This is a genomic window from Mangrovivirga cuniculi, from assembly GCF_005166025.1.
Lineage (GTDB): Bacteria > Bacteroidota > Bacteroidia > Cytophagales > Cyclobacteriaceae > Mangrovivirga > Mangrovivirga cuniculi.
In genome coordinates this window covers 3,972,934-3,997,098 of sequence record NZ_CP028923.1, presented here as the reverse complement: position 1 = coordinate 3,997,098, position 24,165 = coordinate 3,972,934, and the positions used below count along the sequence as shown (strand labels likewise).

At 35.3% G+C, this 24,165-nt stretch carries 25 protein-coding genes and 1 tRNA gene; 10 read left to right on the top strand and 16 right to left on the bottom strand.

The features are described from left to right. Positions 1-23: 23 nt before the first annotated feature. From DCC35_RS20755 to DCC35_RS17530, 3 genes are all read right to left on the bottom strand, one after another. Positions 24-200, bottom strand: a complete 177-nt coding sequence (locus tag DCC35_RS20755) for a hypothetical protein (protein WP_175402860.1) — start codon at positions 198-200, stop codon at positions 24-26. A 243-nt stretch (positions 201-443) separates the two neighbouring features. Then, on the bottom strand, positions 444-1,151 hold the full coding sequence (locus tag DCC35_RS17535; protein WP_137092025.1) for an ABC transporter ATP-binding protein: 708 nt from the start codon (positions 1,149-1,151) through the stop codon (positions 444-446). A 3-nt stretch (positions 1,152-1,154) separates the two neighbouring features. Then, positions 1,155-2,621 carry a DUF5687 family protein gene (locus DCC35_RS17530; RefSeq protein ID WP_137092024.1) on the bottom strand — a complete coding sequence of 489 codons (1,467 nt, stop codon included), beginning with the start codon at positions 2,619-2,621 and terminating at the stop codon, positions 1,155-1,157. A 141-nt stretch (positions 2,622-2,762) separates the two neighbouring features. Here DCC35_RS17530 and DCC35_RS17525 point away from each other — a divergent pair, with 141 nt between their 5' ends. Together DCC35_RS17525 and DCC35_RS17520 are read left to right on the top strand one after the other, a co-directional pair. After that, a complete protein-coding gene (locus tag DCC35_RS17525) occupies positions 2,763-3,506 on the top strand; it encodes a DUF4184 family protein (RefSeq protein ID WP_137092023.1) in 744 nt (247 codons plus the stop codon). Positions 3,507-3,555: 49 nt separating this feature from the next. Beyond that, positions 3,556-3,723, top strand: coding sequence for a PLDc N-terminal domain-containing protein (locus DCC35_RS17520; RefSeq protein WP_137092022.1), 168 nt, complete (start codon positions 3,556-3,558; stop codon positions 3,721-3,723). On the opposite strand, the gene DCC35_RS17515 is transcribed toward DCC35_RS17520, so the two are convergent. The 3 genes from DCC35_RS17515 to DCC35_RS17505 all read right to left on the bottom strand — a co-directional run bounded on the left by DCC35_RS17515 (position 3,720) and on the right by DCC35_RS17505 (position 4,908). Then, complete coding sequence (locus DCC35_RS17515) at positions 3,720-4,088, bottom strand: TM2 domain-containing protein (protein ID WP_137092021.1); 369 nt, start codon at positions 4,086-4,088, stop codon at positions 3,720-3,722. The two genes, DCC35_RS17520 and DCC35_RS17515, sit on opposite strands and share 4 nt — an antisense overlap. Next, on the bottom strand, positions 4,052-4,360 hold the full coding sequence (locus DCC35_RS17510) for a DUF2752 domain-containing protein (protein WP_137092020.1): 309 nt from the start codon (positions 4,358-4,360) through the stop codon (positions 4,052-4,054). The genes DCC35_RS17515 and DCC35_RS17510 overlap by 37 nt, the downstream gene beginning before the upstream one ends. Positions 4,361-4,835: 475 nt before the next feature. Next, positions 4,836-4,908, bottom strand: a tRNA-Lys gene (locus DCC35_RS17505). A 215-nt stretch (positions 4,909-5,123) separates the two neighbouring features. Here DCC35_RS17505 and DCC35_RS17500 point away from each other — a divergent pair. From DCC35_RS17500 to DCC35_RS17470, 7 genes are read left to right on the top strand one after another with little or no spacing between them, the layout of a single operon-like run. Beyond that, a complete protein-coding gene (locus DCC35_RS17500; RefSeq protein WP_175402859.1) occupies positions 5,124-5,813 on the top strand; it encodes a DUF2064 domain-containing protein in 690 nt (229 codons plus the stop codon). Positions 5,814-5,844: 31 nt separating this feature from the next. Beyond that, positions 5,845-8,841, top strand: a complete 2,997-nt coding sequence (locus tag DCC35_RS17495) for a TonB-dependent receptor (RefSeq protein WP_137092018.1) — start codon at positions 5,845-5,847, stop codon at positions 8,839-8,841. Positions 8,842-8,847: 6 nt separating this feature from the next. Further along, positions 8,848-10,065 carry an ABC transporter substrate-binding protein gene (locus DCC35_RS17490; protein ID WP_137092017.1) on the top strand — a complete coding sequence of 406 codons (1,218 nt, stop codon included), beginning with the start codon at positions 8,848-8,850 and terminating at the stop codon, positions 10,063-10,065. A gap of 10 nt (positions 10,066-10,075) precedes the next feature. Then, on the top strand, positions 10,076-10,915 hold the full coding sequence (locus DCC35_RS17485; protein ID WP_137092016.1) for an ABC transporter permease subunit: 840 nt from the start codon (positions 10,076-10,078) through the stop codon (positions 10,913-10,915). Then, positions 10,902-11,690, top strand: coding sequence for an ABC transporter permease (locus tag DCC35_RS17480; protein ID WP_175402858.1), 789 nt, complete (start codon positions 10,902-10,904; stop codon positions 11,688-11,690). The genes DCC35_RS17485 and DCC35_RS17480 overlap by 14 nt, the downstream gene beginning before the upstream one ends. Continuing rightward, on the top strand, positions 11,690-12,415 hold the full coding sequence (locus DCC35_RS17475) for an ATP-binding cassette domain-containing protein (protein WP_137092014.1): 726 nt from the start codon (positions 11,690-11,692) through the stop codon (positions 12,413-12,415). The genes DCC35_RS17480 and DCC35_RS17475 overlap by 1 nt, the downstream gene beginning before the upstream one ends. Further along, a complete protein-coding gene (locus DCC35_RS17470; protein WP_137092013.1) occupies positions 12,412-13,335 on the top strand; it encodes a radical SAM protein in 924 nt (307 codons plus the stop codon). The genes DCC35_RS17475 and DCC35_RS17470 overlap by 4 nt, the downstream gene beginning before the upstream one ends. Before the next feature lie 22 nt (positions 13,336-13,357). On the opposite strand, the gene DCC35_RS17465 is transcribed toward DCC35_RS17470, so the two are convergent. Beyond that, the gene (locus DCC35_RS17465; RefSeq protein WP_137092012.1) at positions 13,358-13,723 is read right to left on the bottom strand and encodes a hypothetical protein; all 366 of its coding nucleotides are present in this window, start codon (positions 13,721-13,723) and stop codon (positions 13,358-13,360) included. Positions 13,724-14,183: 460 nt separating this feature from the next. On the opposite strand from DCC35_RS17465, the gene DCC35_RS17460 reads away from it, so the two are divergent. After that, complete coding sequence (locus DCC35_RS17460; protein ID WP_137092011.1) at positions 14,184-14,912, top strand: hypothetical protein; 729 nt, start codon at positions 14,184-14,186, stop codon at positions 14,910-14,912. Positions 14,913-14,956: 44 nt separating this feature from the next. Here DCC35_RS17460 and DCC35_RS17455 read toward each other — a convergent pair whose 3' ends face one another. From DCC35_RS17455 to DCC35_RS17415, 9 genes are all read right to left on the bottom strand, one after another. Then, positions 14,957-15,208 (bottom strand): hypothetical protein, encoded by a 252-nt coding sequence (locus DCC35_RS17455; protein ID WP_137092010.1) that lies wholly within the window; start codon positions 15,206-15,208, stop codon positions 14,957-14,959. A gap of 248 nt (positions 15,209-15,456) precedes the next feature. Next, positions 15,457-16,128 (bottom strand): bifunctional 4-hydroxy-2-oxoglutarate aldolase/2-dehydro-3-deoxy-phosphogluconate aldolase, encoded by a 672-nt coding sequence (locus tag DCC35_RS17450; RefSeq protein ID WP_137092009.1) that lies wholly within the window; start codon positions 16,126-16,128, stop codon positions 15,457-15,459. Positions 16,129-16,137: 9 nt separating this feature from the next. Continuing rightward, complete coding sequence (locus DCC35_RS17445; RefSeq protein ID WP_137092008.1) at positions 16,138-17,148, bottom strand: sugar kinase; 1,011 nt, start codon at positions 17,146-17,148, stop codon at positions 16,138-16,140. A 299-nt stretch (positions 17,149-17,447) separates the two neighbouring features. Then, entirely contained in the window at positions 17,448-19,517 is a 2,070-nt protein-coding gene (locus tag DCC35_RS17440) for a chondroitinase-B domain-containing protein (RefSeq protein WP_217495880.1), read from the bottom strand. 2 nt (positions 19,518-19,519) lie between these two features. Further along, positions 19,520-20,272, bottom strand: a complete 753-nt coding sequence (locus tag DCC35_RS17435) for an SDR family NAD(P)-dependent oxidoreductase (protein ID WP_137092007.1) — start codon at positions 20,270-20,272, stop codon at positions 19,520-19,522. Positions 20,273-20,308: 36 nt separating this feature from the next. Then, entirely contained in the window at positions 20,309-21,568 is a 1,260-nt protein-coding gene (locus DCC35_RS17430; protein ID WP_137092006.1) for an MFS transporter, read from the bottom strand. A 2-nt stretch (positions 21,569-21,570) separates the two neighbouring features. After that, positions 21,571-21,912 carry a cupin domain-containing protein gene (locus DCC35_RS17425; protein ID WP_137092005.1) on the bottom strand — a complete coding sequence of 114 codons (342 nt, stop codon included), beginning with the start codon at positions 21,910-21,912 and terminating at the stop codon, positions 21,571-21,573. A gap of 10 nt (positions 21,913-21,922) precedes the next feature. Further along, positions 21,923-23,842, bottom strand: a complete 1,920-nt coding sequence (locus tag DCC35_RS17420) for a heparinase II/III domain-containing protein (protein ID WP_246070260.1) — start codon at positions 23,840-23,842, stop codon at positions 21,923-21,925. Positions 23,843-23,868: 26 nt separating this feature from the next. Continuing rightward, the gene (locus tag DCC35_RS17415; protein WP_137092003.1) at positions 23,869-24,162 is read right to left on the bottom strand and encodes a hypothetical protein; all 294 of its coding nucleotides are present in this window, start codon (positions 24,160-24,162) and stop codon (positions 23,869-23,871) included. Positions 24,163-24,165 lie beyond the last annotated feature (3 nt).

Here is a 24,165-nt window from a genome sequence, read left to right as displayed (position 1 = left end):
ATCTACTTTAACAAAAGACCTTTTTAGGCCGTCATTTCAGAGTATTCGACTTCTTGTTGTTGTAACCATTCCTTTAATTCTCTTGCCTCTTGAGGATCAAGATTTTTAATTGCTTTTTTATATTCTTTTTTATAAATATTTGGGTAACACTTAACTTTTGAAAGGATCGTTTTGGAGTATGAAAGAAGGGACATGTTCATAACTACAACTGTTTAAAGTTATACAATGATTTTACAGTATGATTATCAATAATAAATACGATTACCCGTTTGATTAGGTTATTCAATCGTTTGAAATTTTTATTATAAATATTATAAAATCAATTTAATTATTTGATAGTGCAAATAATGTGACCAAAGTAACACCGTTCATTCAAGATTTTTGACAAAAAAAGACCTGAAAAATATCAGGTCTTATTATGATTTTTTTGAGATTTCAATTTTTCACCCAACTGAGAAATATTCTTCGAGTTCCTGAAGAGTATTTGTTGAAGTTTTTATGTCTTTATTGATTAAGCCTTCATGTAACAATACAATTCTTGAACATAAATCAGTTACATGTCTCAAATCGTGTGAGCTCACCAAAATTGCAGCATTCGTTTTTTGGTTATATTCTTTAAGTAGATTTTTGAGTTTTATTTGGGAAGATGGATCGAGGTGAGCAAAAGGCTCATCTAAAACCAATAGTTCCGGTGACCAAAACATCGCCCCAGTAATTCCAACCCTAACTTTGTTACCTGTCGATAGATCTCTAATATATTTTTTTGAATTCATAAGTTCTTCACCCATAAATCCTTGAAATGGCTCCAATAGTTGTTGCATGTCGTTAGGATTAACATCATGAGACCCTGCCACAAACTTCAGGTATTCCATCGGTGTCAGGAAATCTATCAGGAAATTTTCATCAAGATAGCTACCTGTTATATTTTTCCATTCTGAATTTTTATTAACAGGTTTATCTTTGATGCTTATCTCACCTGTAGTTGGTCTGATCAAATCAAGAAGGCAACTAAACAAAGTTGTTTTTCCAGCTCCATTATTACCGGCCAAACCAAAAATCTCTCCATTTTTTATATTAAGAGAGTCAATGTTCAATGCAGTTTGCTCTCCGTAAACCTTTTTCAGATTTATTGCTTCAATTATATTTTCCATTTTTTAGTTTTCTTTAAATCCAGATGACATTAAATATTTACTGTTTTCCAGCCTTCTTTCAATGGCCTTAAAAATCACTTTTCTGAGGCTGAGTCCGATCAGTCCGATCAACCCGAGAGATATCCACGCGATTAATTCAGATGATAAAAGAGATATCAGCCAGAAAATAATGCAAGGCCCGACCAGAACAGGGATAATTGCTAAATAATGATGCCCACTTTGACCTTGAAAATTAAAACTGGCACTTTTTCCCAGGTCAATTTTCTTTCTGTTAAAGGTTGCAAAGTAGAAATAAAGGGGGATAAGAATTCCCATGCCAAATATGTATGCTGCGATATGATGATAGATCAGGGCAGGGTTGAGAAAGGCATATCCCATACTTAATAATGTAAGTCCACCACAATAAGCAGCGATAAGCCTGAATTTAGCCTCCATGTATTCACTAAAGGAAACCGGGTTTGTTAACAGATGATCAAAATAACTGCTTTCCAATGACCAGGTAAACTGCAGGTGCTGCATAGCAAACATAGAAGTAATGAAAATTGCTACAAATACTAAGAGCCATTGCTGTTCATTATAGATTTCATTGGTATAAAAAATAAGCCCGTATAAAAGGAAAAATATGGAAATAAAGAGTGTTTGCTTAGTTCGTTTATTTCTAAGTATCAATCGTATTTCCAATTCCATTAACTGACCAATTTTACCATACTTTTTGCCGAATGAAAGATTAGTAGTCAGGCGGTCATTGCTTTTCTTTTTAATTGATATTTCATCCATATATGCGTGGTTATGCATCCATAAAAATGCAACCAGGTATGAAATTACCGGGTATATCAATATTATGAGAAATAGAACCGGACTTTCTGTTGCCCTGGTTAAGTATTCCGCGATAAATGGAGTTATAGGGAGTACTTCTATTGAATCCAGATAGATAACAGTAGCAGTGAACAGGAGTAAAATAATACCCGTGAATGGCGAAGATCCTCCCTTCTTTTTCAAAAACAGCGCAAAAAAATGATTTCCTGTACTCAAAATAAGAAATGCTGCCCAGATCATCCATTTGTTATCCAGATCGTACTGATAAATAAATGGTATGAAAATCATCAGTGGAAAAAGATAAAAAAGATCAAAGACTGAAGAAAGTAATACGGAATTAACCAGACTTTTTCTCTTATAAGGATGGAGGATATATCGCTGAAATTTTACCGCAGGTATATCCATTAGGAAATATCTCAGAAGTATCTCAGCAAGATAATAATAGACTATTACCGTGAAAAAACTTGTTAGAATCGGTTTATCCGGGTAAAACCCTCTAAGTATATCACCCAGGAAAAAACCCAATGATATAAATACAGAGCTGAAATAAATAAACAAGAATGCCATTACAAGCATAATTGCCAGATTCTTGGATAGAACTTTTGAGCGTAAAGCCTCCAGAAACCGATGTTTAATAAGAGTAAAAAACAACATAGTATTTTTGATTGAATAATTTTTATAAAAATGTAGAATTTATAAAGATTAACAAAATAGTAATTATTTCAGTGGTTAATAATCCTGATGAATTGTTATTAAGTAATTGATTTGTAATTTACCAATAGATATAATTATAGCATGCCATTTACTTTATCTCATACCGTCGCAGTATTGCCATTAAGAGAAATTAAGATATTAAGCTTAACAGGTTTGATAATTGGGAGCATGACGCCTGATTTCGAATATTTTTTACGAATGAGTCTAAAAAGTGAGTTTAGTCATGAATTCTTAGGTGTGTTCTATTTTGATCTTCCTGTGGGTATTGCAATTTGTTTTATTTATCACCAGCTGTGTAAAGAATTCATAATAGATAATTCACCTCCCTATATTTTTAAAAGGATGGTGAAATTCAGGGAATTTAAATGGATGCCTTATTTTAAACAAAATGCGCTTTGGATTATTCTGAGTGTATTGATTGGGACTTTAACTCACGTTTTCTGGGATTCTTTTACACATGGCAATGGATTGATGGTTAAGGTACTGCCCTTTCTTAAAACAAGAATACCTGTTTTAGATACTTCCTATCCGATTTTTTATATGTTTCAACATATTAGTACTGCTATAGGACTCATCTTGTTTTTTTACTGGTTCTCTAAATTAGAAAAATCAGGAGAAAAGAATAAAGGAAGTAGTTTAATGACAGTTTTATTCCTGGTGATAGCTGTTATGATCTTTGTAATAAGAATGATTATTATGTCTGAGAATAAAGAAGTAAAGATCGGTCATGTAATTGTTATAACAATTTCCGCGATAGTTTATTCAACAATTATCAGTTCTGTGATCCATAAATACAGGCTAAGAAAAAATCCGTCGAAGCGGTAGTAATTTGTTAATTATTAATATCTTAAGGCAAAATGATAATTTAATAACTATGGATAAGTTACTTTATTTAGTTGGATTGGTTTGTATGGTGTGGGTGATATATGATGTTTGGTCTAAAGACAGGTATGATAACGTGGGTAAAATAATATGGACAATCGCAGCCATATTTTTTAATATTCTGACTGCGATTGTTTATGCTATTTTTGGTCGTCGTTAAGAGTTTGATCTCATAAGACTCTGAGTTATGGCTACAGATTCAACAGCCATTTTCTGATTAAACTCTAAAGCAATTCTTTTATAATTCACAAGGTCTACTATGGTACCAATAAAACAAAGACCAGCAGTGAAAAAATAAAGAATACCAAGTCCGATTTCGCCTGTGATAATTCTTTGAATTCCGGCGATACCGAAAAATCCTACTATTGTTAGTATAAGAATCAATTCGCTTGACTTACGTTTTCCTGAATAGATCCTCGAAAAAGTACGGAATGATTCATTTGACATGTCTTTTGTCAATTCATTTATCATTACGATCTCTTCACCCTCTACACCGGGGATTTCCTGTATGATTCGTTGATGCATTTTAGTGATAATTTATAGATTCTATTTAAAAGTATTACTAATGCCGGGATTGCAAGAAAGTGACTATCTATAGAGTTGTTTAATTCTCCATGGAGTATATGATGTATTCCTTTTCCAAGTCCACAACCCGGGCAATATTCAAATCCCAAATTTGAAAGCGGACATAAAGTGAAATGATTGCCTGAAGGTGTGATAATATAAAGAGCTATTACAGCTCCAATCCATATTATTAATTCATTGTACTTTATTATCCGATTGATCAAAATGTTCATTTAATCGGCAAACTAAAATATTTTTTTTAATTACAGAAATTAATTTTGATAAGGGGAAGTATATATAGTTTATTCGGTTGCATAAGTTTTGTTTATGGTATGGGAATGAGTTTGAAAGAATAGTTAGCACCTGTTATTATATCTTCGGTAATCTACTGACGAGTCCTATAAGGATTTTAATTATAATGCTATAATAATGATATCGAGTAATTCTATGATTATTGTTTTAGGATTGTCAGGGATATAAATGGAGTTGATAAAAAATGGTGGATGTTAAAAAAAAGCCTCAACAAATTTTTGTTGAAGCTTCTGTGATCCCGCTGGGGTACTGAGGAAGCTTATTCTCTTTTATTTAATTCAAGATTATAGGGAAGCAATTTGAATAAATATCAATTTAAACGCTTGTCAGCACCTTGGGATAGAAACAGATAAAATAAAAAAAACCTGACCATTTTTATTGATCAGGTTTTTGAAGTGATCCCGCTGGGGCTCGAACCCAGGACCCTCTCCTTAAAAGGGAGATGCTCTACCAACTGAGCTACGGAATCTTAATTTTATAAGTCCATTTATGGTTCGGAATCGCTCCGTTTTTCCTTAAATGGGTTGCAAAGATATGTAGCCTGTTTAAAATTGCCAACCTTTCTTTATCTTTTTTTAAAATTGATTTTTAATCGCCTAATCTGCGCATATTTATGGATGATATTTCATGTATTCTGTCAACTCTCCGACAACCTTTTCGCAGATAAAAGCTTAATATTGTATAGTGAATTATTTTTCAGATAATACCGCAATATTGTTTTTTAGCAGGACTCCAAAATCCGAGTCTGCTGTAAGAATAGTTCATGAAAACAGAAGTAAAAACAGGCAGGTAGTTGGGTTACTCATTGAAAGTATCAAAACTAAGTTGATATCAACTGGTTTACCTGTTTATCAATATGATGAATCCAAGCAGATTGGTAATAATTTTTCTGAAAGACTAACCAATTCTATTGATGACCTTTTTCTAAAGGGATATGAAAATGTGATAACTGTCGGAAGTGACAGTCCTGAACTTCTGAATTTAGATTTTTCCCTGGTCAAATCGGAACTTGAAAAAGGAAATGCAGTATTGGGGCCAACTCAAAGAGGAGGTACTTACCTGATAGCTGTTCCTTTTAAGTTCTGGAAGAAAAATGAGTTTAGCGAAATCCCCTGGAATACCAGCCGTGTATTTGAAGCACTAAAAGATTTATATCCGGACTGTATTGTGAAATCTGAGTTAACAGAAATTCATACATACACTGATATAATTGATTTAATAAAAACAGGATTTGAAAACAATCTGGTTTTACAGTTAAAAAGGTTATTAAATCCTGATTATTTCCAGACTTATCATACAGCATATACCCCCTCTGAAAATTTGTTTGTATTTTCCGAACGAGGCCCTCCGCAATCTGCATCCCTTCACTTTTAAATAATCAATTGACAAAACTTAAAATCTTTTAATGAGACCATTTTATATAATGGCCTTGCTTACTATTTCATCTGCTTTTCTATCATTAGGTCAGGCTAGTATGGAAATAAGTGTTGTATCTGTCGAAGATAACAGGCCAGTTAGAGACATTAAGATCTTGATCCAAAATGAAAATATTGGTTTTTCAAAAGAAATCACGACTAATCAACAAGGTAAAATCAGATTAAACGGATTAAGTACATCGGGTAAGTATAGTTTAGAATTTGATGGGAATGATTCTTTTGCAGCTTTCTACCAGGGTGATCTCAGATTGAGGTCTAATCAGAAAGCAAGCTTTATTATTGCCCTTCTACCAAAGAAAACCAGGGAGTTGGAGGAATTTACAGTAACCTCCGGAGGATTGGCGAAAATTAATACCATTAATGCAGAAGTATCATCAGAACTTCAGCAGTCGGATATTCAGAATCTTCCCGTTGAAGGTAGAGACATAACCAGGGCGCTGTATAGACTTCCAAATGTCACCCAGGCTACCGGATTTTTCCCTGAAGCTCCCAATGTTTCGATAAATGGGGCTAACTCATTGTATACCAATTATCTGATCGATGGGATGGAGAATAATGAGAATTTCCTGGGGGGAATGAAGTTTAATGTTCCGGTTGGTTTTACTCAAAATATCACTGTGCTGACAAATAATTATAGTGCAGAATATGGATGGACAGGAAACGGTATTTTTAACATAACGACCAAGTCAGGTACAAATGAGCTGGATGGAGAAGTCTTTTATCTTACCCGTCCGGGACCAGTGATTGATTCCTCTTCTCCATTTGCTCAAAGAGATCTAAGTGGCAACCAGGTGAAGGATGGATTTATGAGGCATCAATTTGGGTTTGGGATTGGTGCACCACTTAAAAAAGATAAAACCTTTATATACCTCAATGCAGAACAAACTTTTGATACAAAAGATAACTTATTGTCTTCTCCTGAGCTTGGGGTAACTGAAACAGTTCGCGGTTCAAACAGATTCTCTTACTTTTCAACAAAAATCGATCATAAATGGAATAATCGGGTGAGATCTTCGCTTAGAGTTAATGCAGGTTTAATCGATATAGAAAGACAGGGAGGTGGATTAGAAGGAGGAGTGTCTTTTCCCTCAGCAGGCAACTCTCAAAAAAGAAATTCTCTCTTAATAGCACTTCAGAATACTTACCCTATTGGCGGAGGAACAGCAGAGACTAATTTTCAATATGGAAAGTTTAAGTGGGATTATGCTACTCCGGAAAATCCGGATGATCCACAAGTTCTGGTTAGAAATCCCGATGGCCAGGTTATAGCTGTTTTAGGACATCCGGGCTATGTATTTGATCAACTTGAAAATACATTGAATTTCCAGCACAAACAAACCTGGATACTGGAAAATCATTCTTTTAAAGCCGGGATTGAATATATCAGGAGTGACCATCAGTTATTTGGAGGGGGAAATCCCAATGGTAATTATGATGTTCAGCTTAATCAGCAGCAACTTGATGACCTTGCCGGTTTAAATAAGGGAGCAAATTTAAATGTGAATGATATTCCCTCAGATGTTGAGGTTCTTCAATATAATGTTGAGCTCAGGCCTCAGTCGTTCGGACAAGTTCAAAATCGATATAGTATTTACCTGGAAGATCTTTGGTCAGTCAATTCAGATCTTAATTTAACACTTGGACTAAGATACGATTACGATAACCTGTCTGCGATTGGCGGAAGTAATGGAGATTATAATAATCTTGCTCCTCGCTTTAATGCAAATTATAAGCTAAATGATAAGATTAGTATCAGGGCCGGATACGGAATGTTTTATGAAAAGATCTTATATGCTGTTGTAAGCGATGCGCTTCAGCAAAATACGACTGGAACAGACTATAGAAAACAACTTCAGGCGTTAATTGATGCAGGTGAATTACCTGCAGATACTGATATTGAGGAGATTACTTTTGATGGAAACCTAACAGCAACATTTGATGGTGCGGAAGTTACATATTTAGATGGTCCTTCACCTGAAGAGGTAACAAGTGAACGGGATGCTATTTTTTCGGGAGAAAGAAGAATTTTAAATCCTGAGGGCTTTGAAAACCCGGTTACCCATCAGTTTAATATTGGTTATCAATACCAGGTAAAAGATGATGTTCTGTTTTATGCAGATCTTATCCATACACGATCTTATAATTTATTCAGGCTCAGAAACCTGAATGCTCCGGAGGCTTATCCCGTGGTTTATGATCCGGATTTTACACAAGAAGATGTTAGGTTACGAGATGAAGCGGATATTACCCGGACAATTCCTATTATTAATAATTCTGCTGTTATAAATGGTGAAACGTTAACCGGAGTAGCAAGAAATGTAGTGGTGTCAGAGTCAGAAGGTGAATCAAGGTACTGGGCGCTTAATTTAAATTTGATCAAAGACAGGTCAGATGGTGATTTTGCCTATAGATTAAGCTACACACTTTCAAAACTGGAAAACAATACTGAAGATATAAACTTCAGGGCATTGGATGCCAATAATTTTGAGAAAGAGTGGGGGCCATCAATCAATGACAGGCGTCATGTGATCAATGCTATGCTGTATTATTATCCGGTCGACGGGTTAACAGTTTCAGTGGCTGCACTTATTCAAAGCGGACAGCCTGTTAACAGAATTCCGGATGGATTTGGAACAACTGACCTTAATGGTGACGGATCTTCATTCGGAGATGCCTATGTAGGTAATTCAGATAGATATCCCGGAGAAAGCAGGAATAATGATCGTCTACCCTGGTCTAATACTTTTGACCTGGGTGTTCAATATCATTTTGATCTGTTAGATAATAAGCTAGAATTCAGAGCTGATGTGTTTAATTTGTTTAATGCCGTTAACTATAGTGGTTACAGTAATAATGCAACCCAGAGTAACCAAATACAAGCAGGAGCGAAAAGCAGTAACACATTCACCTTTAGAAATGCTGCCCCTCCAAGGCAGTTTCAATTTGGGGTCAGGTATTTATTTTAATAATTAATGATGTTTAGAAATATATTTTTTGTATTGATAATCATCCTTTCCGGGTGTGATTCAGAAAAACAACATAGTACAGATAGTAAAGAGATTTCTGATGAATGGAATGAAGTGCTCAACGAAGCCAGGGGTAAGAAAGTAACCTGGATGATGTGGCAGGGTGATCCCTACATTAATGAGTATGTTTCTTCTTATGTGGTCCCAAATGTGAAAGAAAAGTTTGGGATCGATCTGGAAATTGTCTCAGGACAGGGGAATCAGATTGTTAGTACGTTAATTGCGGAGTTGGAGGCGGGAAACTCAGCTAGTGAACTGGATATGTTGTGGATCAACGGTGAAACTTTCTATCAATTACGTCAAATCGACGCCCTTCACGGTCCATTTCTTAATAAACTGCCCAATACAGATTTGATAGACTTTTCCAATAAATTTATTAACAAAGATTTTCAACAGCCAATCGATGGTTTTGAGTGTCCCTGGGGAAATGTACAACTAGCTTTGATTTATAATAAAAGTAAAGTTGATGAACCACCGAAATCTCTTACAGAGTTAAAAGTGTGGATGAAAAATAACCCTGGACAATTTACTCTGAGTAACGACTTTACCGGGATAACATTATTAAAATCATGGATGATCGGATTATCTGGAAATCCTCAGCTCTTTACCGGTGAATTTTCAGAGAAGGTTTATGCCAAATACAGTGAGGAGTTATGGGATTATATCAGGGAAATTAAACCCTATATGTGGCGTGGAGGAAACACATTCCCGGCTAATATTGCTCAAATGCATCAATTGTTTTCCAATGGAGAATTAGCATTTACAATGAGCAATAATGATGGAGAGGTCGATAATAAAATATTACAGGGACTGTTTCCAGAATCTTCACGATCATTCGTGTTTAACGAAGGGACAATTAGAAATTCTCATTACCTGGGAATCGTAGAAGGGTCAGACAATAAGGAGGCTGCAGCTTTAGTGATTAATTTTCTGATCAGTCCGGAGGCTCAATTGCACAAAATGAAGCCTTCTGTTTGGGGGGATGGTACTGTATTGGCAATGAATAAACTACCGGATAGTGTCAGAGTAGCTTTTAATTCTATTGAAGAAAGGAAATATGCTCCAGATAGAGAGGAGATTTATCAGCATGCATTAGAAGAGCCCGCTCCTGAGTATATGATCAGGCTTTTTGAGGATTTCAGAGAAAAAATAATCGAGGAATAATATTAATTAATTGAAGAAAAGCATTCTCATAGCGCTATTTCTGATTATTTCCGGCATACCGGTGGTGGCTGGATTGGTATACGCTTTTCTTTATAGTCTGGGTATCATAGGTGTCCTCAGTAAGGGAATGACATTTCAATATTGGAATGAGATATTGTCTTCAGGTTTTATTATGTCATTATTATATAGTTTATTCATTGGGATCATAACTATAATCATTTCCTTTTTCTTAGCCTATTTTATCTATCCGCTTTTTAAAGATCGGTTTGGTAGAGGGCAGTTAATTTTGTTTGTTCCGCTGAGTATCCCGCCGATGGTCTGGGCATTTTTCCATTACCTGATTTTTACTGGGGGTGGCTTTATTTCGAGGCTATCCTACCAATTAGGACTTATTAATGTTCCCGGAGATTTCCCTGTATTAGTAAATGATAATTTAGGTTCTATCGTTATTCTAACTCATGTAGTAATGGCTTTTCCTTTTTTCGTTCTTTATTTCATCAGGGTTCATAATTCGGAGAAGATCGATAGCTTGATTACTCTGGCAAAGAACTTCGGAGCATCTAATTTAGAGGCTGGTTTGAAAGTCAGATTTCCAATTCTATTTATAAAAAGCAAAGTCTTATTGATTTTGTACCTGGTATTTGTAGCCGGATCCTATGAAGTTCCTTTGTTACTGGGCAGCCAGTCGCCAAGAATGATTACCGTATTTATCCTTGATAAAATGCAGCGCTTTGATTTATCTGATAAACCGGTCGCTTATGGATCCGCATTTTTGTATGCTCTAATTGTCTTGATTATCGTTTTGTTTTCGCTTAAGAAATCAGTTAAAGCAGATGATGGCAGAATTTAAAAATATTTATAAAGTATTTATTTACACAGTTATCATATTTCCGATAATCTGGATATTTGTATTTTCTTTTTTTACAAACTGGACTTTTCCTTCCATATTGGGCACGGGTGATTTCAATATTAATATCTGGAAAAGACTATTAGACTCAGAAAGCCTTTTGTTGAGTGGATTGCTTTTATCTTTAATCATCTCCCTGATAACCGCTTTATTGTCTGTTTCTATTGGTTTTGTGACCTCTGAAGTGATTTACACGTCAAGATATAAAAACTCCCTACTACTAGCTGCATATTTGCCATATGTATTATCACCGGTTGTTTTAGCGTTAATGCTCCAGGTATTCTTTGTTAAAGCGGGATTGTCAGGTAGCTTGATCGGTGTAGTTATAGCTTTGTTTATGATCGTTTATCCATATTCAGTATTGTTTTTTGTGGGATACTGGAACGATGATCTTGTTAATATGAAGCAATTGGCAAGAACACTTGGTGGAAGTAAAATGTCTGCATGGTTTAAAGTTATTGTTCCGGTGAGTAAGCCAGTCATCAGTCTTTGTTTTTTTCAGTGTTTCATAATAGCCTGGTTTGAATTTGGACTGACTAATTTACTGGGAGTGGGAAAGGTAAAGACATTACCTGTGCAGATCTATATGTACATTCAGGAGGCAAATCCGTACTATGCTGCTGTTGCTTCTTGTCTGATGATCGCACCACCTATTTTACTTTTACTTTTAAACAGGCAGTGGATGTCGGAAAGTATAAAATTTTCACCATTGAAATAATGTTACAGGTAACTAATATATCAAAGAAATACTCAGAAGTGGAGGTATTAAAAAATATCTCTTTTGATCTGCAATTAAATAAAACTTTAAGCGTCCTTGGGAAATCAGGAGGAGGGAAGACTACATTGTTGAAAATTATCGCTGGTCTTTCGAGGCAGGATAGTGGTGAAATCGTGTTTGATAATATTAATATAAGTAATCAGGAGCCTGAACTGCGGAAAGTAGTTTATTTATACCAGGAGCCATTACTTTTTCCTCATTTGACCGTAAGAGGGAATCTGGAGTTTCCTTTAAGGTTAAATAAAACAATATCTAAAGAAGAAGTCAGGAGGAAAGCTGAGGAAATGGCTGAAGAGCTTGGGATTGCAGATCAGTTGGATAAGCACACCGGTCAACTTTCGGGAGGCCAGAAACAACGAGTGAATTTTGGTCGTGCATTGCTGGCAAGTCCCCGGTTGCTATTGCTTGATGAGCCATTTGGAAATCTTGATGCCCAAACAAGGTCAGAGATGCAGACGTTTTATAAAAAGATAGCTGTTGAGCATCAGATTACTTCGATTTTCGTTACCCATGATTTAAAAGAAGCTCTTTTGATGGGTGATCGTTATGGTCTATTAAAAAAAGGAGCGTTAAAGGAGTATTCTTCGGTATCAGAGATGCAAGAAGATTCGGTAACGGGGTTACAGAATGAAATTAATTTTTGGAAGGAACTTGAATCAAAATGAGAGATTTTAATCATATAGAGTCTTTATACTGGGTTTTTACTCAATTGTGTAATGATAAATGTGATCATTGTTATAATAATAGTGGTCCACATGGTACCAGGATTTCTGAAGAAGAATGCCTGCAGGTGATAGATAATATGCCTGAGAAGATAGATCGGTTAATTCTTTCAGGAGGGGAACCACTTGCAGAGAAAAAGAAATTGTATTTGATTCTCGATAAGATCAAAGAAAAATATGGCGATGATACCCAGGTAATGCTCCAAACAAATGGAGACCTGTTAACCAAAGAAATACTTCAGACCTTAATCGAGAAAGGAATAACGCGCTTTGACATAGCCAGTATAGATCGATATCATAAACACCAGGGGAATCGGTTGATGGAGCTTTCTGAAATCTTTGAAAGTTGCGGAGTAAGTGGAGACGATAAAGACCCATTAATAGACAAGGAAAATTATCTGAAAAAGGAACAAGTTACCTGGGGATATTGGGGTGCTAATGAAGATATGTGGCTCGGTGGAAACTGGGCGAGAGGCAGAGCCTTACAAAAGAACATCTGGAAAAAAGATCCTGAGCATAACTTTTGTGGAGTGTTGAGTGGGGGAATTGGCTTTTTAAATGGTGGAGATGATATCCCTCAGGAAATCAGCATTCAACTGTGGGCGATAAATCCATGTTGTCCCGGTACAGTAGATGCTATGGGTGATGCCAGGAAAGAAAAAGTTAGTAATGTTTTAAAAAGAGTTGCTGGTCATCCGGTGTTCGAAATGATAGATAAAGGAGATCCCTTCAAAATGGGAGAGTCAATTGGAATTACTGAAGAGCATGCGAGAAAAAGGTGTGGTGAATTAAAAAACGTTTGTCTGTGGTGTGACGAGTTTTTTAAGCAGCATTTTGATATGAAAAAGATGGGTAAAAAATAGATTTGGTCGGCTGAATTTATTTTTAATATTCGCCCCTGATCAAAAATTCAATTTTTGAATATTTATTTCGTCCGTCAGTGATCATTGCCAGGCATTGTCTCAAACGACTTTTGTTTTTTAAACTCTTTGTCATTGCCACAGGGAAGACAATATAATGCCATGCTTTAATTTCAGCGGGTTCATAAGTAAACTCAGGAATATTGTTAGCAATTTCTATTATCTCTTCATCCTTGACGTGTTCTAGGATTGATTCCTTAAGATTTTTCGAATACCTGGAGTAAGCATTAATAGCTTCGGGAAGTGCTCTGCTTTTTAAAACCTGGTTAGCCTGAAATTGGATAGTATCTAGCTTTCCGATGAAAGTCTCAATAGTAATAGCTGGTCGCATAATCAAAATATTTAATATCTGTAATGATATCAAATTGAAAGATGTTTTGCTAGTTGGCCTTTGATCAAAACTTACATCTACTCAAAAAAAGCCTTTATATAAATAAGATAGTCAATTCACCTGTTATTTAGTTTTTTAACTAAGATGAAAAACGATTTGATAGTATATATTCAATTATATTATTTAAACAACTTCAAAATGACTTTTTTGATTACTCATTATTGCTTGTATTCTTGTTGAAATTGGTAATCTATTTAATGATTGGTAAGTATACTTTATATTTACTCTTCCATAAAATTGAATGGGTGATCATCCTAATAAGGTTATCTATAAGCACTTAAATATCGATAGCTACCATATTATTTAAACAATCAATAAAACACATAACTGAATTTATTTTTTTTGAATTAAACCTTTTATCTCAAACTATATCAAAGGAAAAAACAATTATAAACGTACCATGAATAGATTTTTTATTTTACTCGCATTTTTTCAAGTTTATATTTCAACAAGTATGAATGCTCAAGTTGTTGTAAATACTAAAGAAGCTGTTGATAACCATAAGGGCATTAAGGTTAGTCGTGCTCAACTTCAACGTGATATTTCAGAATTAAATGATTTTAACCTTAGGATAAAAAAATTAAAGGGATCAATAGCAGCCAGCAATTTGGTTCTGGCAAAGGGTATCAAAAATAATTTAATTGATGACATGCGTCGTGAGATTGAACAGAGCGAGCATAAAATATTTCAAGATAAAAAAGAACTTACTCAAAGTAGGTCTGAATTAAATTCATCTCGAAGAGAGGTTAATCGATCTGCCCGTGACATTACCAATGGGGATGGATATATTGGTGAAGGAAGAGATTATAGAGATGATAAGAGAGACAAGAGAAATGACAAGCGGGATAAACGCGGTGATCGCTCTGATCTTGAAATCCAAAAAGCCAGAACTGCTCGTCAAAAGAGTATATTAGAGGAAATTGAAAATATAGATTTCAACGCTGTTAATTTCCTGAAGGAGAAGTCAAAAAGACTAGTTCGTTTAATTGAAGAGTTTTCTCAAACCATGGAAGCGGATATTGCAGCCACAAAGAAAGAACTGGCAGAGGATAAGGTTGAGTCTGTAGAAGATGGAAGAGAACGCCGTGAAGATCGTAGAGAGCGCAGGGAATATAAAAGAAATTCATAATATGAATGACCTGAATAATAAATAGGTCATTCTTAAGGATTTAACTATTCAGCAGGAAAGACATATACTACATCTCTGTAGATTTTCCATCCTCTATATATTTTCTTCCATAGAGTCAGGTATTGTGCTTTTGTGTATACCTTTCCTTGTTTACTGGACATTTCAACAGTTCCTGGCTCAACAGCAAAATTACAAGATATGATTACTTCATCAGTACTTGGTTTAATACCAAGACCATTAGCAAGCATTTTCTCATGGACTTTTACAACACCGAAATGCGAAGTTACTGGTTCCATATCAGGTAACTTGAAAAAAAATCTATAGTAAATTAGTTTACCAGAGCTGCAGCATTCCCATTTTGTATGGATTGTTCCATTTATTTAGAGATTTGAGAAAATTTGCTTTTTCCCCTAGCTTATTCATAGTAAAGATACGATTTTATTGAGCTGAGATGCTAATAAATGATTGAAGGGAAATCAAATAAAATTCCTTGATGCTAAGCGTATTACCATTACAGAGATTCAAATAGTAGCCAAAGAATAACTTATTGCGTTAACAATTTTATATTATCAATAATAATTCGAACACTGTGTGTCAGATCATCATAATTACTATTATTAATAATATCACTTGTAATCAATTTTGAACCCATACCTACACAGTGTGCTCCTGCTGAAAACCAATCTTTTAAATCAGATTCATTGGGGTTGACTCCGCCGGTTGGCATTATATTAGTCCATGGACAAGGGCCTTTTACGGCTTTAATAAATTCCGGACCACCAACTTGTCGAGCCGGGAATATTTTAATCAGGTCAGCACCCATTTCTTCAGCATTGTTGATTTCCGTAAGAGACCCACACCCAGGGACCCAGGCAATTTTTTGTCTGTTACATATTTTAGCAATTTCAGGATTAAAAATTGGAGAAACGATAAAGTTTGCACCAGCTGAAAGATACAATGCAGCAGTTGGAGCATCAATAATGGATCCGATGCCCAAAATTAAATCTGGAAGGTTTTTACTAATATACTGGTTTAACTCATCATATATTCGAAATGCGCCTTCACCACGATTTGTGAATTCGAAGACTCTGATGCCTCCTTTATAGCATGCGTCAATTACCTTTTTACATATATTAATATCATGATGATGAAATACCGGTACTATGCCAGTGACTTTCATTTGTTCGATAACTTCAATTCTATTGTATCTTGCCATAGTGATTGACTACCTGATTAATTTACCTGTGTTTCCTTTAATAAGATTATTAACTTCTTCGACATTTGTGATATTTACATCGCCTTCAATGGTATGCTTTAAGACGGAGGCGGCAACTGCAAATTCAATTGCTTCCTGATTATTTTTTAGTATTAAATTTCCATATATATAACCCGAAACAAATGCGTCTCCGCCGCCAATTCGATCGACAATTGGGTTGATTTCATATTGTTTTGATTTAATGATGTTTTTACCATCAAATAATTGACCTATTAGTAGATTATGGTTTGAACTAATTGTTGTTCGTTTGGTATTTATGATTTTTTTCACTTTAGGAAATTGTTTCATTATTTTCGAGTAGACCAAAATTTCTTCTTTTTCATTGTCAGGGTTATCGGTCGTTATACCCATTATATTTTCTGCATCCCATGGACTGGCAATTAGTAAATCACATTTAGATATTAAGTCTGGCATAACTTCTTGAGGTGTTTTACCGTATCGCCAGAGGTTTTTCCTATAATTCAAATCTCCGGAAACTGTTATGCCCTTTTGATGAGCAGCGTCAATTGCTTCTTTACAACATACGGCGGCTCCTTTTGAAATTGCAGGAGAAATACCGGTCCAGTGAAACCAGGTTGCACCATCCAGAATACTATCCCAATCAATCGTTCCTGGTTGGATTTCATCGAAGGCTGAATTTTTACGATCATAAATTATTTTACTTGGTCTGACGCTACCTCCTGTTTCAAGAAAATATAGTCCTATTCTTTCACCTCCGTATTGGATTCCACTAACATCTACTTTATTCGACCTGAGAAAATTTGTCGCAGCATGACCGATAGCGTTATCAGGAAACCTTGTAATGTGCATACTTTCCAATCCGAAATGTGATAAGGATACTGATACATTTGCTTCTCCACCACCAAAAGTTGCATCGAAACTATTACTTTGTTCAAACCTGGTATTTCCGGGAGTGCCCAGACGCATCATAATTTCTCCAAAGGTGACAATTTTATTCATACGTAATGAAAACAATTTTTAAACTATAAGATGATTATTGGTGATACTTTAACTGCTAGCTTAAAGTCAATACATTAAAGACTGCTTAAGGTTTTGTACAACCTTAATTTCACCTGAGTTGATTAATTTATTTGCACTGTGATGGTTGTTTTTAGAACCCCACAATAATGCAACTAATTCAACAGGGTTAGACTCAAAACTATTGCCTCTCAACATTACGTTGATAATCCCATGGGTGTTGATTAATATTTTATTGGGTTGTTCACCACCACAATTTTTAAAGATTGAATTCTCTATTGTTAGGTTTCCACCGATAGTAGACTCATCATATCCGCCACGGTAGTAATTGATAACATCTTTTTAACATTTATAAATTCGGAGGCTATAATTGTAACAAATTCAGCGTTATAATCTCCGGTATTATCTTTTTCAGCAGATAGCTCAATGCCATTTTTACAATCAATGATAATGGTTTCTGTGAAATTAATACTGTCTGCAAATGAATTTTTATACCCTTTTAATACATATTTGAAATTCGAAATCTTACTTTCATTAACAGATAGGTTATAATGCCCTGACATTGCTTTCTCTTTTGGAGAAAAAGCTAATAATTCTTTATTCCCGACTAAATGAATATTCTTTAATTTTAGATTTCCATAGGGTAACAATTCGAATAATGGTGTATTAGGTGTTCCATTATACTTGATAGTTACATGTTTTAAATTTCCTACGGGTTTTAAGGTGACTTGTTTATTGATTTTCAAGGGGTTGAGAATCACATAAATAGAATCTGTAAGCTCAATTACATCTCCGTTTTTAGCTTTTTGAAGAGTCTTTAATAATTTACTTTGGGAAGCCTGAAATGTTTGATGTTCAATATTTTCATTGATACTAAACCATGATGGACCATACAGTGAATCTGAAAGAAGACTTTTTGGTTTTGCTGATGGTGCTATTGCACCTAAGTATGTGGTTTTATTTCTGGGATTTCCAAATAAGTCCTTTTCTATAGAGTTAAAATCAAAACCCTGGTAAGGCTTGAATTCATTTTTGGTTTGAATATTATAAACCTCATTTTCTAACTGGGTCTTGATTATTTTTTCTTCATTAAATCCCTTAATATTCAAAGTATCATCTGATAACTTATTGATGAAATTTTTAAAGAATGAAACACCATCAATTTGATCATAAGCGATAACAGGGGATGTCCCGTTTTCATTATAAACCAAGTTATTTGCGACGACAGTTCTTATAGGTCTTGCCGAGCGGATTTCTGAAGCTGGCAAAACCTCTTTTTGATCGAGATTGACTCCGACACCAAATTGCATTGGGTTTTCACATTCTACCCAGGAATTGTACGCTACTGTAAGATCTGTTACCTGATTGTATCGGTTTAAGGGAGATTTCGGAATTCCATTCATAACAGATAATGGGGCCCGAAAATCATTACCCTTCAACTGGTAAAAATAATTGTTTGTAACCCAATGCCCAGTATTTACAATACGAATACCTCCATAAACATTTGAAATAGTATCTCCAATGAACATATTTCCATCGATTCGGCAGTAGTTTCCATGACGCATTACCAGAGAACCTTCACACTTGTTGAAAATATTATTTCTAAACTCATTAAAATTCGCCTTATTGGAGATTACCTCTACTTCGCCATTGCATCGTTCAAAAAGATTATTTGATACACTTGTATATGATGGAGACATAGAAGTGCTACTGCTCCCGATCTGGATTGTTTCACCATGAGGTCCACCCTTTCTGGGCCTAGGGCCAAAATGATTATTGTCAATTTTATGGTGATTTAATATGTTTTGATTACCAGCTAATCTAATTCTAATGGTTGGACCATCGTTTGTTTTTCCCGATAGATAACAATGATCAAGTCTGTTGTTTCTACCACTAAATTCAACCCAATGATCAGAGAGGTTACGTTGTAATTGATTATAATTTAGAATCACGCAATTAGTAACTCTACAATTATTTGCTACCTGGTCTTTATCAATTTTGAAATCGATAACTGAGTTAACTGGAGTATATCCATTCCGGTATATTAAGTCCCTAACAATGATATATTCACCGCCAAGCTTCAGGAATGATTTTCCTTCGATAAAAACTTCTCCAGGGACCTCTCCTTTAACTATTATGGGATTATCAGAAGTTCCGAATCCTTTAATATTCAACTCCAGATCCTTCCAGGTCCCTTTTGCTAAAACGATGACATCACCAGGTTTGAGAACATTTATAACCTCAGCCAACTCAGCTTGATTAGTAACTATTTGTTCATTTTTCTCAGGAATATTTTCACATGAGAAAATGAATGTCAAAAAAATCAGGTAACAAATAATTGATCTATTCATAATTAAGAAAATGCCAGTCCTCCGTTGATATCAAGGTTTGCGCCAGTAACAAATGATGTTTCGTAAGATGCCAGGCAAGCAACAAGATTAGCTACTTCTTCAGCTTCTCCTTCTCTTCTTAGTGGAGTGCCATTAGCTACTTTTTCTCTTACCGCATCTTTAGTAAATACATCGTGGAAAGTTGTTGCAATCATTCCTGGACATAATGCATTGACCCTTATGTTTCTTGGCCCTAATTCTTTAGCCAATGATCTTGTGAAAGTCATTACTGCACCTTTGGCAGTAGCATAAGCTGAAGCTCCTGGGCCTCCACCATCTCTCGCTGCTTGTGATGAGAAGTTAACAATTGAACTTCCTTTTGGCATAAAAGGTACCACAGCCTGTGTCACTAGAAAGACTGAATTCAAATTCAATTGAATGACGGTGTTAAAGAAGTTCTCATCCATTTCATCTAAAGTTTTTCTGGATACCAAACCACCGGCTACATTAACAAGGATGTCGATATCATGTCCATAAGTGTCCTGAGCATGTTGTACAACTACATCCACATCGGCTTTTTTAGTCATATCGCCCTGTACAATGGTTGCTACACCTCCATCTTTTAAGATTTCGCTAAGTGTTTCTTCAGCCTGGTCTTCATTGTTAAAGTAGTTTATCACTACTTTAGCGCCCTCAGCTGCTAATTTCTTTGAGACTGCTTTTCCAATATCACGTGCGCCTCCTGTTACGATTGCTACTTTGTTTTCTAACATCATTTTTCTATTATTTTAATTTCTAAAGTTTGTTTTGATTTAATCCAATGGTTTAATCTTTGGTGCCAGTATATAAATGGATATTACACCCAAAGGCACAAATACGGCTATCATAATAAAAATTGGTATGTATGATATTTTTGATATTACCGGTACTAAAAAATTCATGATTATAACTGAAAAGACACCAATAGTGCCACCTAAGCCGGCTAAAGATCCTACTGATTTACCGCTAAACAGGTCACTTGGGATTGTTTGTATATTGCTGATTACAAATTGGAAACCGAATAAAACTGCAGCCACAATTAATACAAATTTCAATGGAGTATCTGCAAACAGAATAGTAGTAATCAATCCAAAAAACATGATTGCGCCACCAATTAAAATTGTACGTTTTCTGGCAGCATCAACAGTAGCTCCTTTTTGCATCAATTTTCCTGCAAAATATCCTCCGGATAATGAACCTAAAGCGGCTCCTACATAGGGTACCCATGCAAAAAAACCAATTTCCTTTACATTAAAACCATAAGTTTCTGCGAGGTATATTGGCATCCAGCCAACAAATAGCCACCAGATTGGCTCAATAAAGAATCGAGAAATAAGAACCGACCATGACTCCTTATAGGAAAGTATCTTTCTAATTGATAACCCCTTTTTATTATCCTCTTCAGTTTCAGATTGTCTTCCACTTAAAATGTATGCTTTTTCTTCTTCGGTAATCCATGGATGCTTTTTTGGTACTTTTTTATTAATAATCAACCAAGGTATGATCCATATCAAGCCTATAGCTCCTACTACAACAAACGTTATTTCCCAACCAAATGCAGCCCATAATAATGCAATCAAGGGAGGAGCAATTACAGACCCCAGAGCAGCACCAGTATTAAAAATACCCTGGGCTATAGCCCTTTCTTTAACCGGAAACCATTCTGCATTACTTTTTACAGCACCGGGCCAATTGCCAGCTTCACCAATTCCCAATAAAACTCTGAAAAAAGAAAAGCTAACAATACCCCGAGCAAGCGAATGGAGAATAGTGGCTATTCCCCAAACACCTATTGAAAAAACAAAACCCAACCTTGTTCCAATAGCATCAAATATTTTACCTGATACGGTTTGTCCTATAGCATAAGCAATCATGAAAATATTGAGGATCAATGCATATTGATTTTTACCCATGTCGAGATCCTTAGAAATACTCGGCCACATAATACTCAATGCCGTTCGGTCTATATAGTTTATTATAGTAGCCAGACAAATTAACCCTATAATCCACCATCGTAATCCTTTAATTTTCATATCTAATTAGTGAAAAAGTCCTCCCTTATCGGGCTAAATACATCGATTAGTTCTCCTTCTTCAAGGCAAACAGCCCCATGCATTGCATTCGGAGGGATGTAGAACCCATCACCTTCGGATAGTATTTTTTTTTCGTTTTCTACCTGTAATTCGAATTTCCCACTAACTACATAGGTAGCCTGACTATGATGATGTTTATGCAGACTGCCCACTCCACCTTTTTCAAATATTACCCTGGCCATTAAAATTTTATCATCATAACCTAAAATCTGCCTTTTAACTCCGGGAGCCATTTCCTCCCATTCAATCTCTTTCCCAAATAAAAATTCTTTGCTATTTTTCATCTTCTTCTATTTACTTTGAAAATTTCTTTACCAACACCGGACCTTGCCAACTTATTTTTTCGTTCCGGTAATCTATTTTATGTGTTATGCTTTTATTGTTATCCTTTAGTGAAATTGCAATAAGCCATCGGCTATTATCTATTAGTTGAATTGTAGTTGCGATGTAATCTTGTGTGTTTTGTATGATGGTAATGTTATCTACCTTACCATAAGCATTAACAGGTCGTTCGTTTACCGGTGAATAATTGCCATGACTTTCAAGGGTATTTACAAATGATGTGTTTTTACTATTATTTCTTCTAATCATAAATCCCGGATCTCTTCTTAGATTAAATAGCGAGTCATGCGCACCGATTTGAGTGAGAAGTAATTCATCATCTGGATCAGAATAAGAAGTAAGTGTGTATATCTTGTTACTTTTAATCCAGCTTAATTGTGCTGAATTATTTTCGGGAGATTTTCCTTTTGCTTCTACTCTTAGATGCTGAAATCCATAATCATCACCTAATATTTGTGATTTTTGATCTGACAATTGAAAATTTACTTCTAGTAACTGACCTAGATAGTAGAATGGTAAGTCTACTTTATGAGCTGTATCTGACTGTACGTTAAATAGGTCTATTAAAAGTGGTTTTGAAAAAACTGAATCATTTAATAAAATCATTGTTCGATGTAACCTGGTGCCGGGATAGCTGTTTTCGTCAACAGCACTCATGACCTGAACTTTCTGATTATCGGAACTAAAGAAAAAAGAATCCGGTGAAAATAAATCGGCTGTTTTTACAGAAGCCTTAAACTGGCTTTTTTCATCTATTGTGACGGTATTGTGTGCAATTGTTTGTTTTGCCCACGATTTGTTTTCATTTAGGTATCCACCGCCATCTTTTTGTTTAATATTTACCCATCTAGCGGCTCCATAATCCTGAATAACTTCTTCCCGGCCTACATAGTAACAGAAAGATAACTTATCAAAGTGGCCATGTCCCATTCCATGCTTGCCATATTTCATTAATAAAGAAGTTTCTTCTTCATTATTATAGCTTCTAAGAATCCCGATTGCACCGCTATTACCATTAGGGCCATCCGTCAACATAATGCTAGGCTTGATATAAGGTTCATATTTGTTATTATCGATATCTCTGGCTACTGTGAATCCATTTATATCTAATGTGACTGTATTTTGTTCCTTAGCTATCGATAACAGGGAAGGGTCTTTACTTTGATAATACGCCATATCCACAGCAGCAACCACAGAATGGGCATGGAAAGACATCCCTTTTTGCGCATCGTTTATTGGGAAAAACTCTCCACTACCATTAGTAAGGTTTATAAGCGCATAAACAGCCTTTAATAGTACTCCATCTCTATATTCAAATATTTTTAAATCTGATGTATTAGATAAAGCTTGAGCAAAAATCAAGAACGGATACATAGCATATCGCTGATAATAAGGGCCTTCAGTATAATATCCGTCAGGAGAAAAGGCTTCATCTATTTGAGCAAGAAACCCAGCCCTTTGATTTTCTGAATATATTGTTCCACCATCATTATCCTCGCTTATTTTATTTGATTTTAAGTTTTTTAATCCATAGAGAGCTCTTTCAATTAGATCCTCATCTTCCATTACTAATCCGATCATGCCTACGGCAGCATTTCCCCACGTACTATGATTGTGTATTCGGTTAAAGAATTGCGGGTTTTCGATTGATAGAAAATCAGCCATAGGTCGAAACAACTCTTTATTTAGAAATGCCCTATCTTCTCTTGAGAGCCATTCATAGATACAATCATAGGCCTGACTTGTGTAAACCAGCCAGTTTGCATCGTTTAAACACTGCCAGAATAATTTACCTCTGGCATATGATCTTTTAGCCGGATGTAAAGACAATTTTGGGTACAACTCACTATACTTATAAAGCGTGTTTTTAATAAATTCAGCATACTTTATGTCTCCAGTTATCTGAAACAGAAGCCCTGCTTTTTGAAGTACAAAGAAATTTGATTTATGACGTTCGTGAGTATATCCCCAGCGAGGTCAACGGGTACAGGAACATCGACACCATTAGTCACTTCAAATTCAATTTCATCAATGGTTTTGTTTAATATAGAATCAAACATTGGTGCATTATCCAACCCTTTTCTAATCTCAGTCACACCATCTGTGGTTAAATAAATAGATGGGTGATTTTGAGCTGAAAGATCACAAAGTCCAATTACAAAAAATATTGCTATAATAAATTTAGATACCATGAA

Excerpts from the sequence above, each read along its gene's own strand:
- DCC35_RS20755 (WP_175402860.1), bottom strand. The coding sequence starts at position 200 with ATGAACATGTCCCTTCTTTCATACTCCAAAACGATCCTTTCAAAAGTT.
- DCC35_RS17535 (WP_137092025.1), bottom strand. The coding sequence starts at position 1,151 with ATGGAAAATATAATTGAAGCAATAAATCTGAAAAAGGTTTACGGAGAG.
- DCC35_RS17530 (WP_137092024.1), bottom strand. The coding sequence starts at position 2,621 with ATGTTGTTTTTTACTCTTATTAAACATCGGTTTCTGGAGGCTTTACGC.
- DCC35_RS17525 (WP_137092023.1), top strand. The coding sequence starts at position 2,763 with ATGCCATTTACTTTATCTCATACCGTCGCAGTATTGCCATTAAGAGAA.
- DCC35_RS17520 (WP_137092022.1), top strand. The coding sequence starts at position 3,556 with ATGGATAAGTTACTTTATTTAGTTGGATTGGTTTGTATGGTGTGGGTG.
- DCC35_RS17515 (WP_137092021.1), bottom strand. The coding sequence starts at position 4,088 with ATGCATCAACGAATCATACAGGAAATCCCCGGTGTAGAGGGTGAAGAG.
- DCC35_RS17510 (WP_137092020.1), bottom strand. The coding sequence starts at position 4,360 with ATGAACATTTTGATCAATCGGATAATAAAGTACAATGAATTAATAATA.
- DCC35_RS17495 (WP_137092018.1), top strand. The coding sequence starts at position 5,845 with ATGAGACCATTTTATATAATGGCCTTGCTTACTATTTCATCTGCTTTT.
- DCC35_RS17490 (WP_137092017.1), top strand. The coding sequence starts at position 8,848 with ATGATGTTTAGAAATATATTTTTTGTATTGATAATCATCCTTTCCGGG.
- DCC35_RS17480 (WP_175402858.1), top strand. The coding sequence starts at position 10,902 with ATGGCAGAATTTAAAAATATTTATAAAGTATTTATTTACACAGTTATC.
- DCC35_RS17475 (WP_137092014.1), top strand. The coding sequence starts at position 11,690 with ATGTTACAGGTAACTAATATATCAAAGAAATACTCAGAAGTGGAGGTA.
- DCC35_RS17470 (WP_137092013.1), top strand. The coding sequence starts at position 12,412 with ATGAGAGATTTTAATCATATAGAGTCTTTATACTGGGTTTTTACTCAA.
- DCC35_RS17465 (WP_137092012.1), bottom strand. The coding sequence starts at position 13,723 with ATGCGACCAGCTATTACTATTGAGACTTTCATCGGAAAGCTAGATACT.
- DCC35_RS17460 (WP_137092011.1), top strand. The coding sequence starts at position 14,184 with ATGAATAGATTTTTTATTTTACTCGCATTTTTTCAAGTTTATATTTCA.
- DCC35_RS17455 (WP_137092010.1), bottom strand. The coding sequence starts at position 15,208 with ATGGAACCAGTAACTTCGCATTTCGGTGTTGTAAAAGTCCATGAGAAA.
- DCC35_RS17450 (WP_137092009.1), bottom strand. The coding sequence starts at position 16,128 with ATGGCAAGATACAATAGAATTGAAGTTATCGAACAAATGAAAGTCACT.
- DCC35_RS17445 (WP_137092008.1), bottom strand. The coding sequence starts at position 17,148 with ATGAATAAAATTGTCACCTTTGGAGAAATTATGATGCGTCTGGGCACT.
- DCC35_RS17440 (WP_217495880.1), bottom strand. The coding sequence starts at position 19,517 with ATGAATAGATCAATTATTTGTTACCTGATTTTTTTGACATTCATTTTC.
- DCC35_RS17435 (WP_137092007.1), bottom strand. The coding sequence starts at position 20,272 with ATGATGTTAGAAAACAAAGTAGCAATCGTAACAGGAGGCGCACGTGAT.
- DCC35_RS17430 (WP_137092006.1), bottom strand. The coding sequence starts at position 21,568 with ATGAAAATTAAAGGATTACGATGGTGGATTATAGGGTTAATTTGTCTG.
- DCC35_RS17425 (WP_137092005.1), bottom strand. The coding sequence starts at position 21,912 with ATGAAAAATAGCAAAGAATTTTTATTTGGGAAAGAGATTGAATGGGAG.
- DCC35_RS17415 (WP_137092003.1), bottom strand. The coding sequence starts at position 24,162 with ATGGTATCTAAATTTATTATAGCAATATTTTTTGTAATTGGACTTTGT.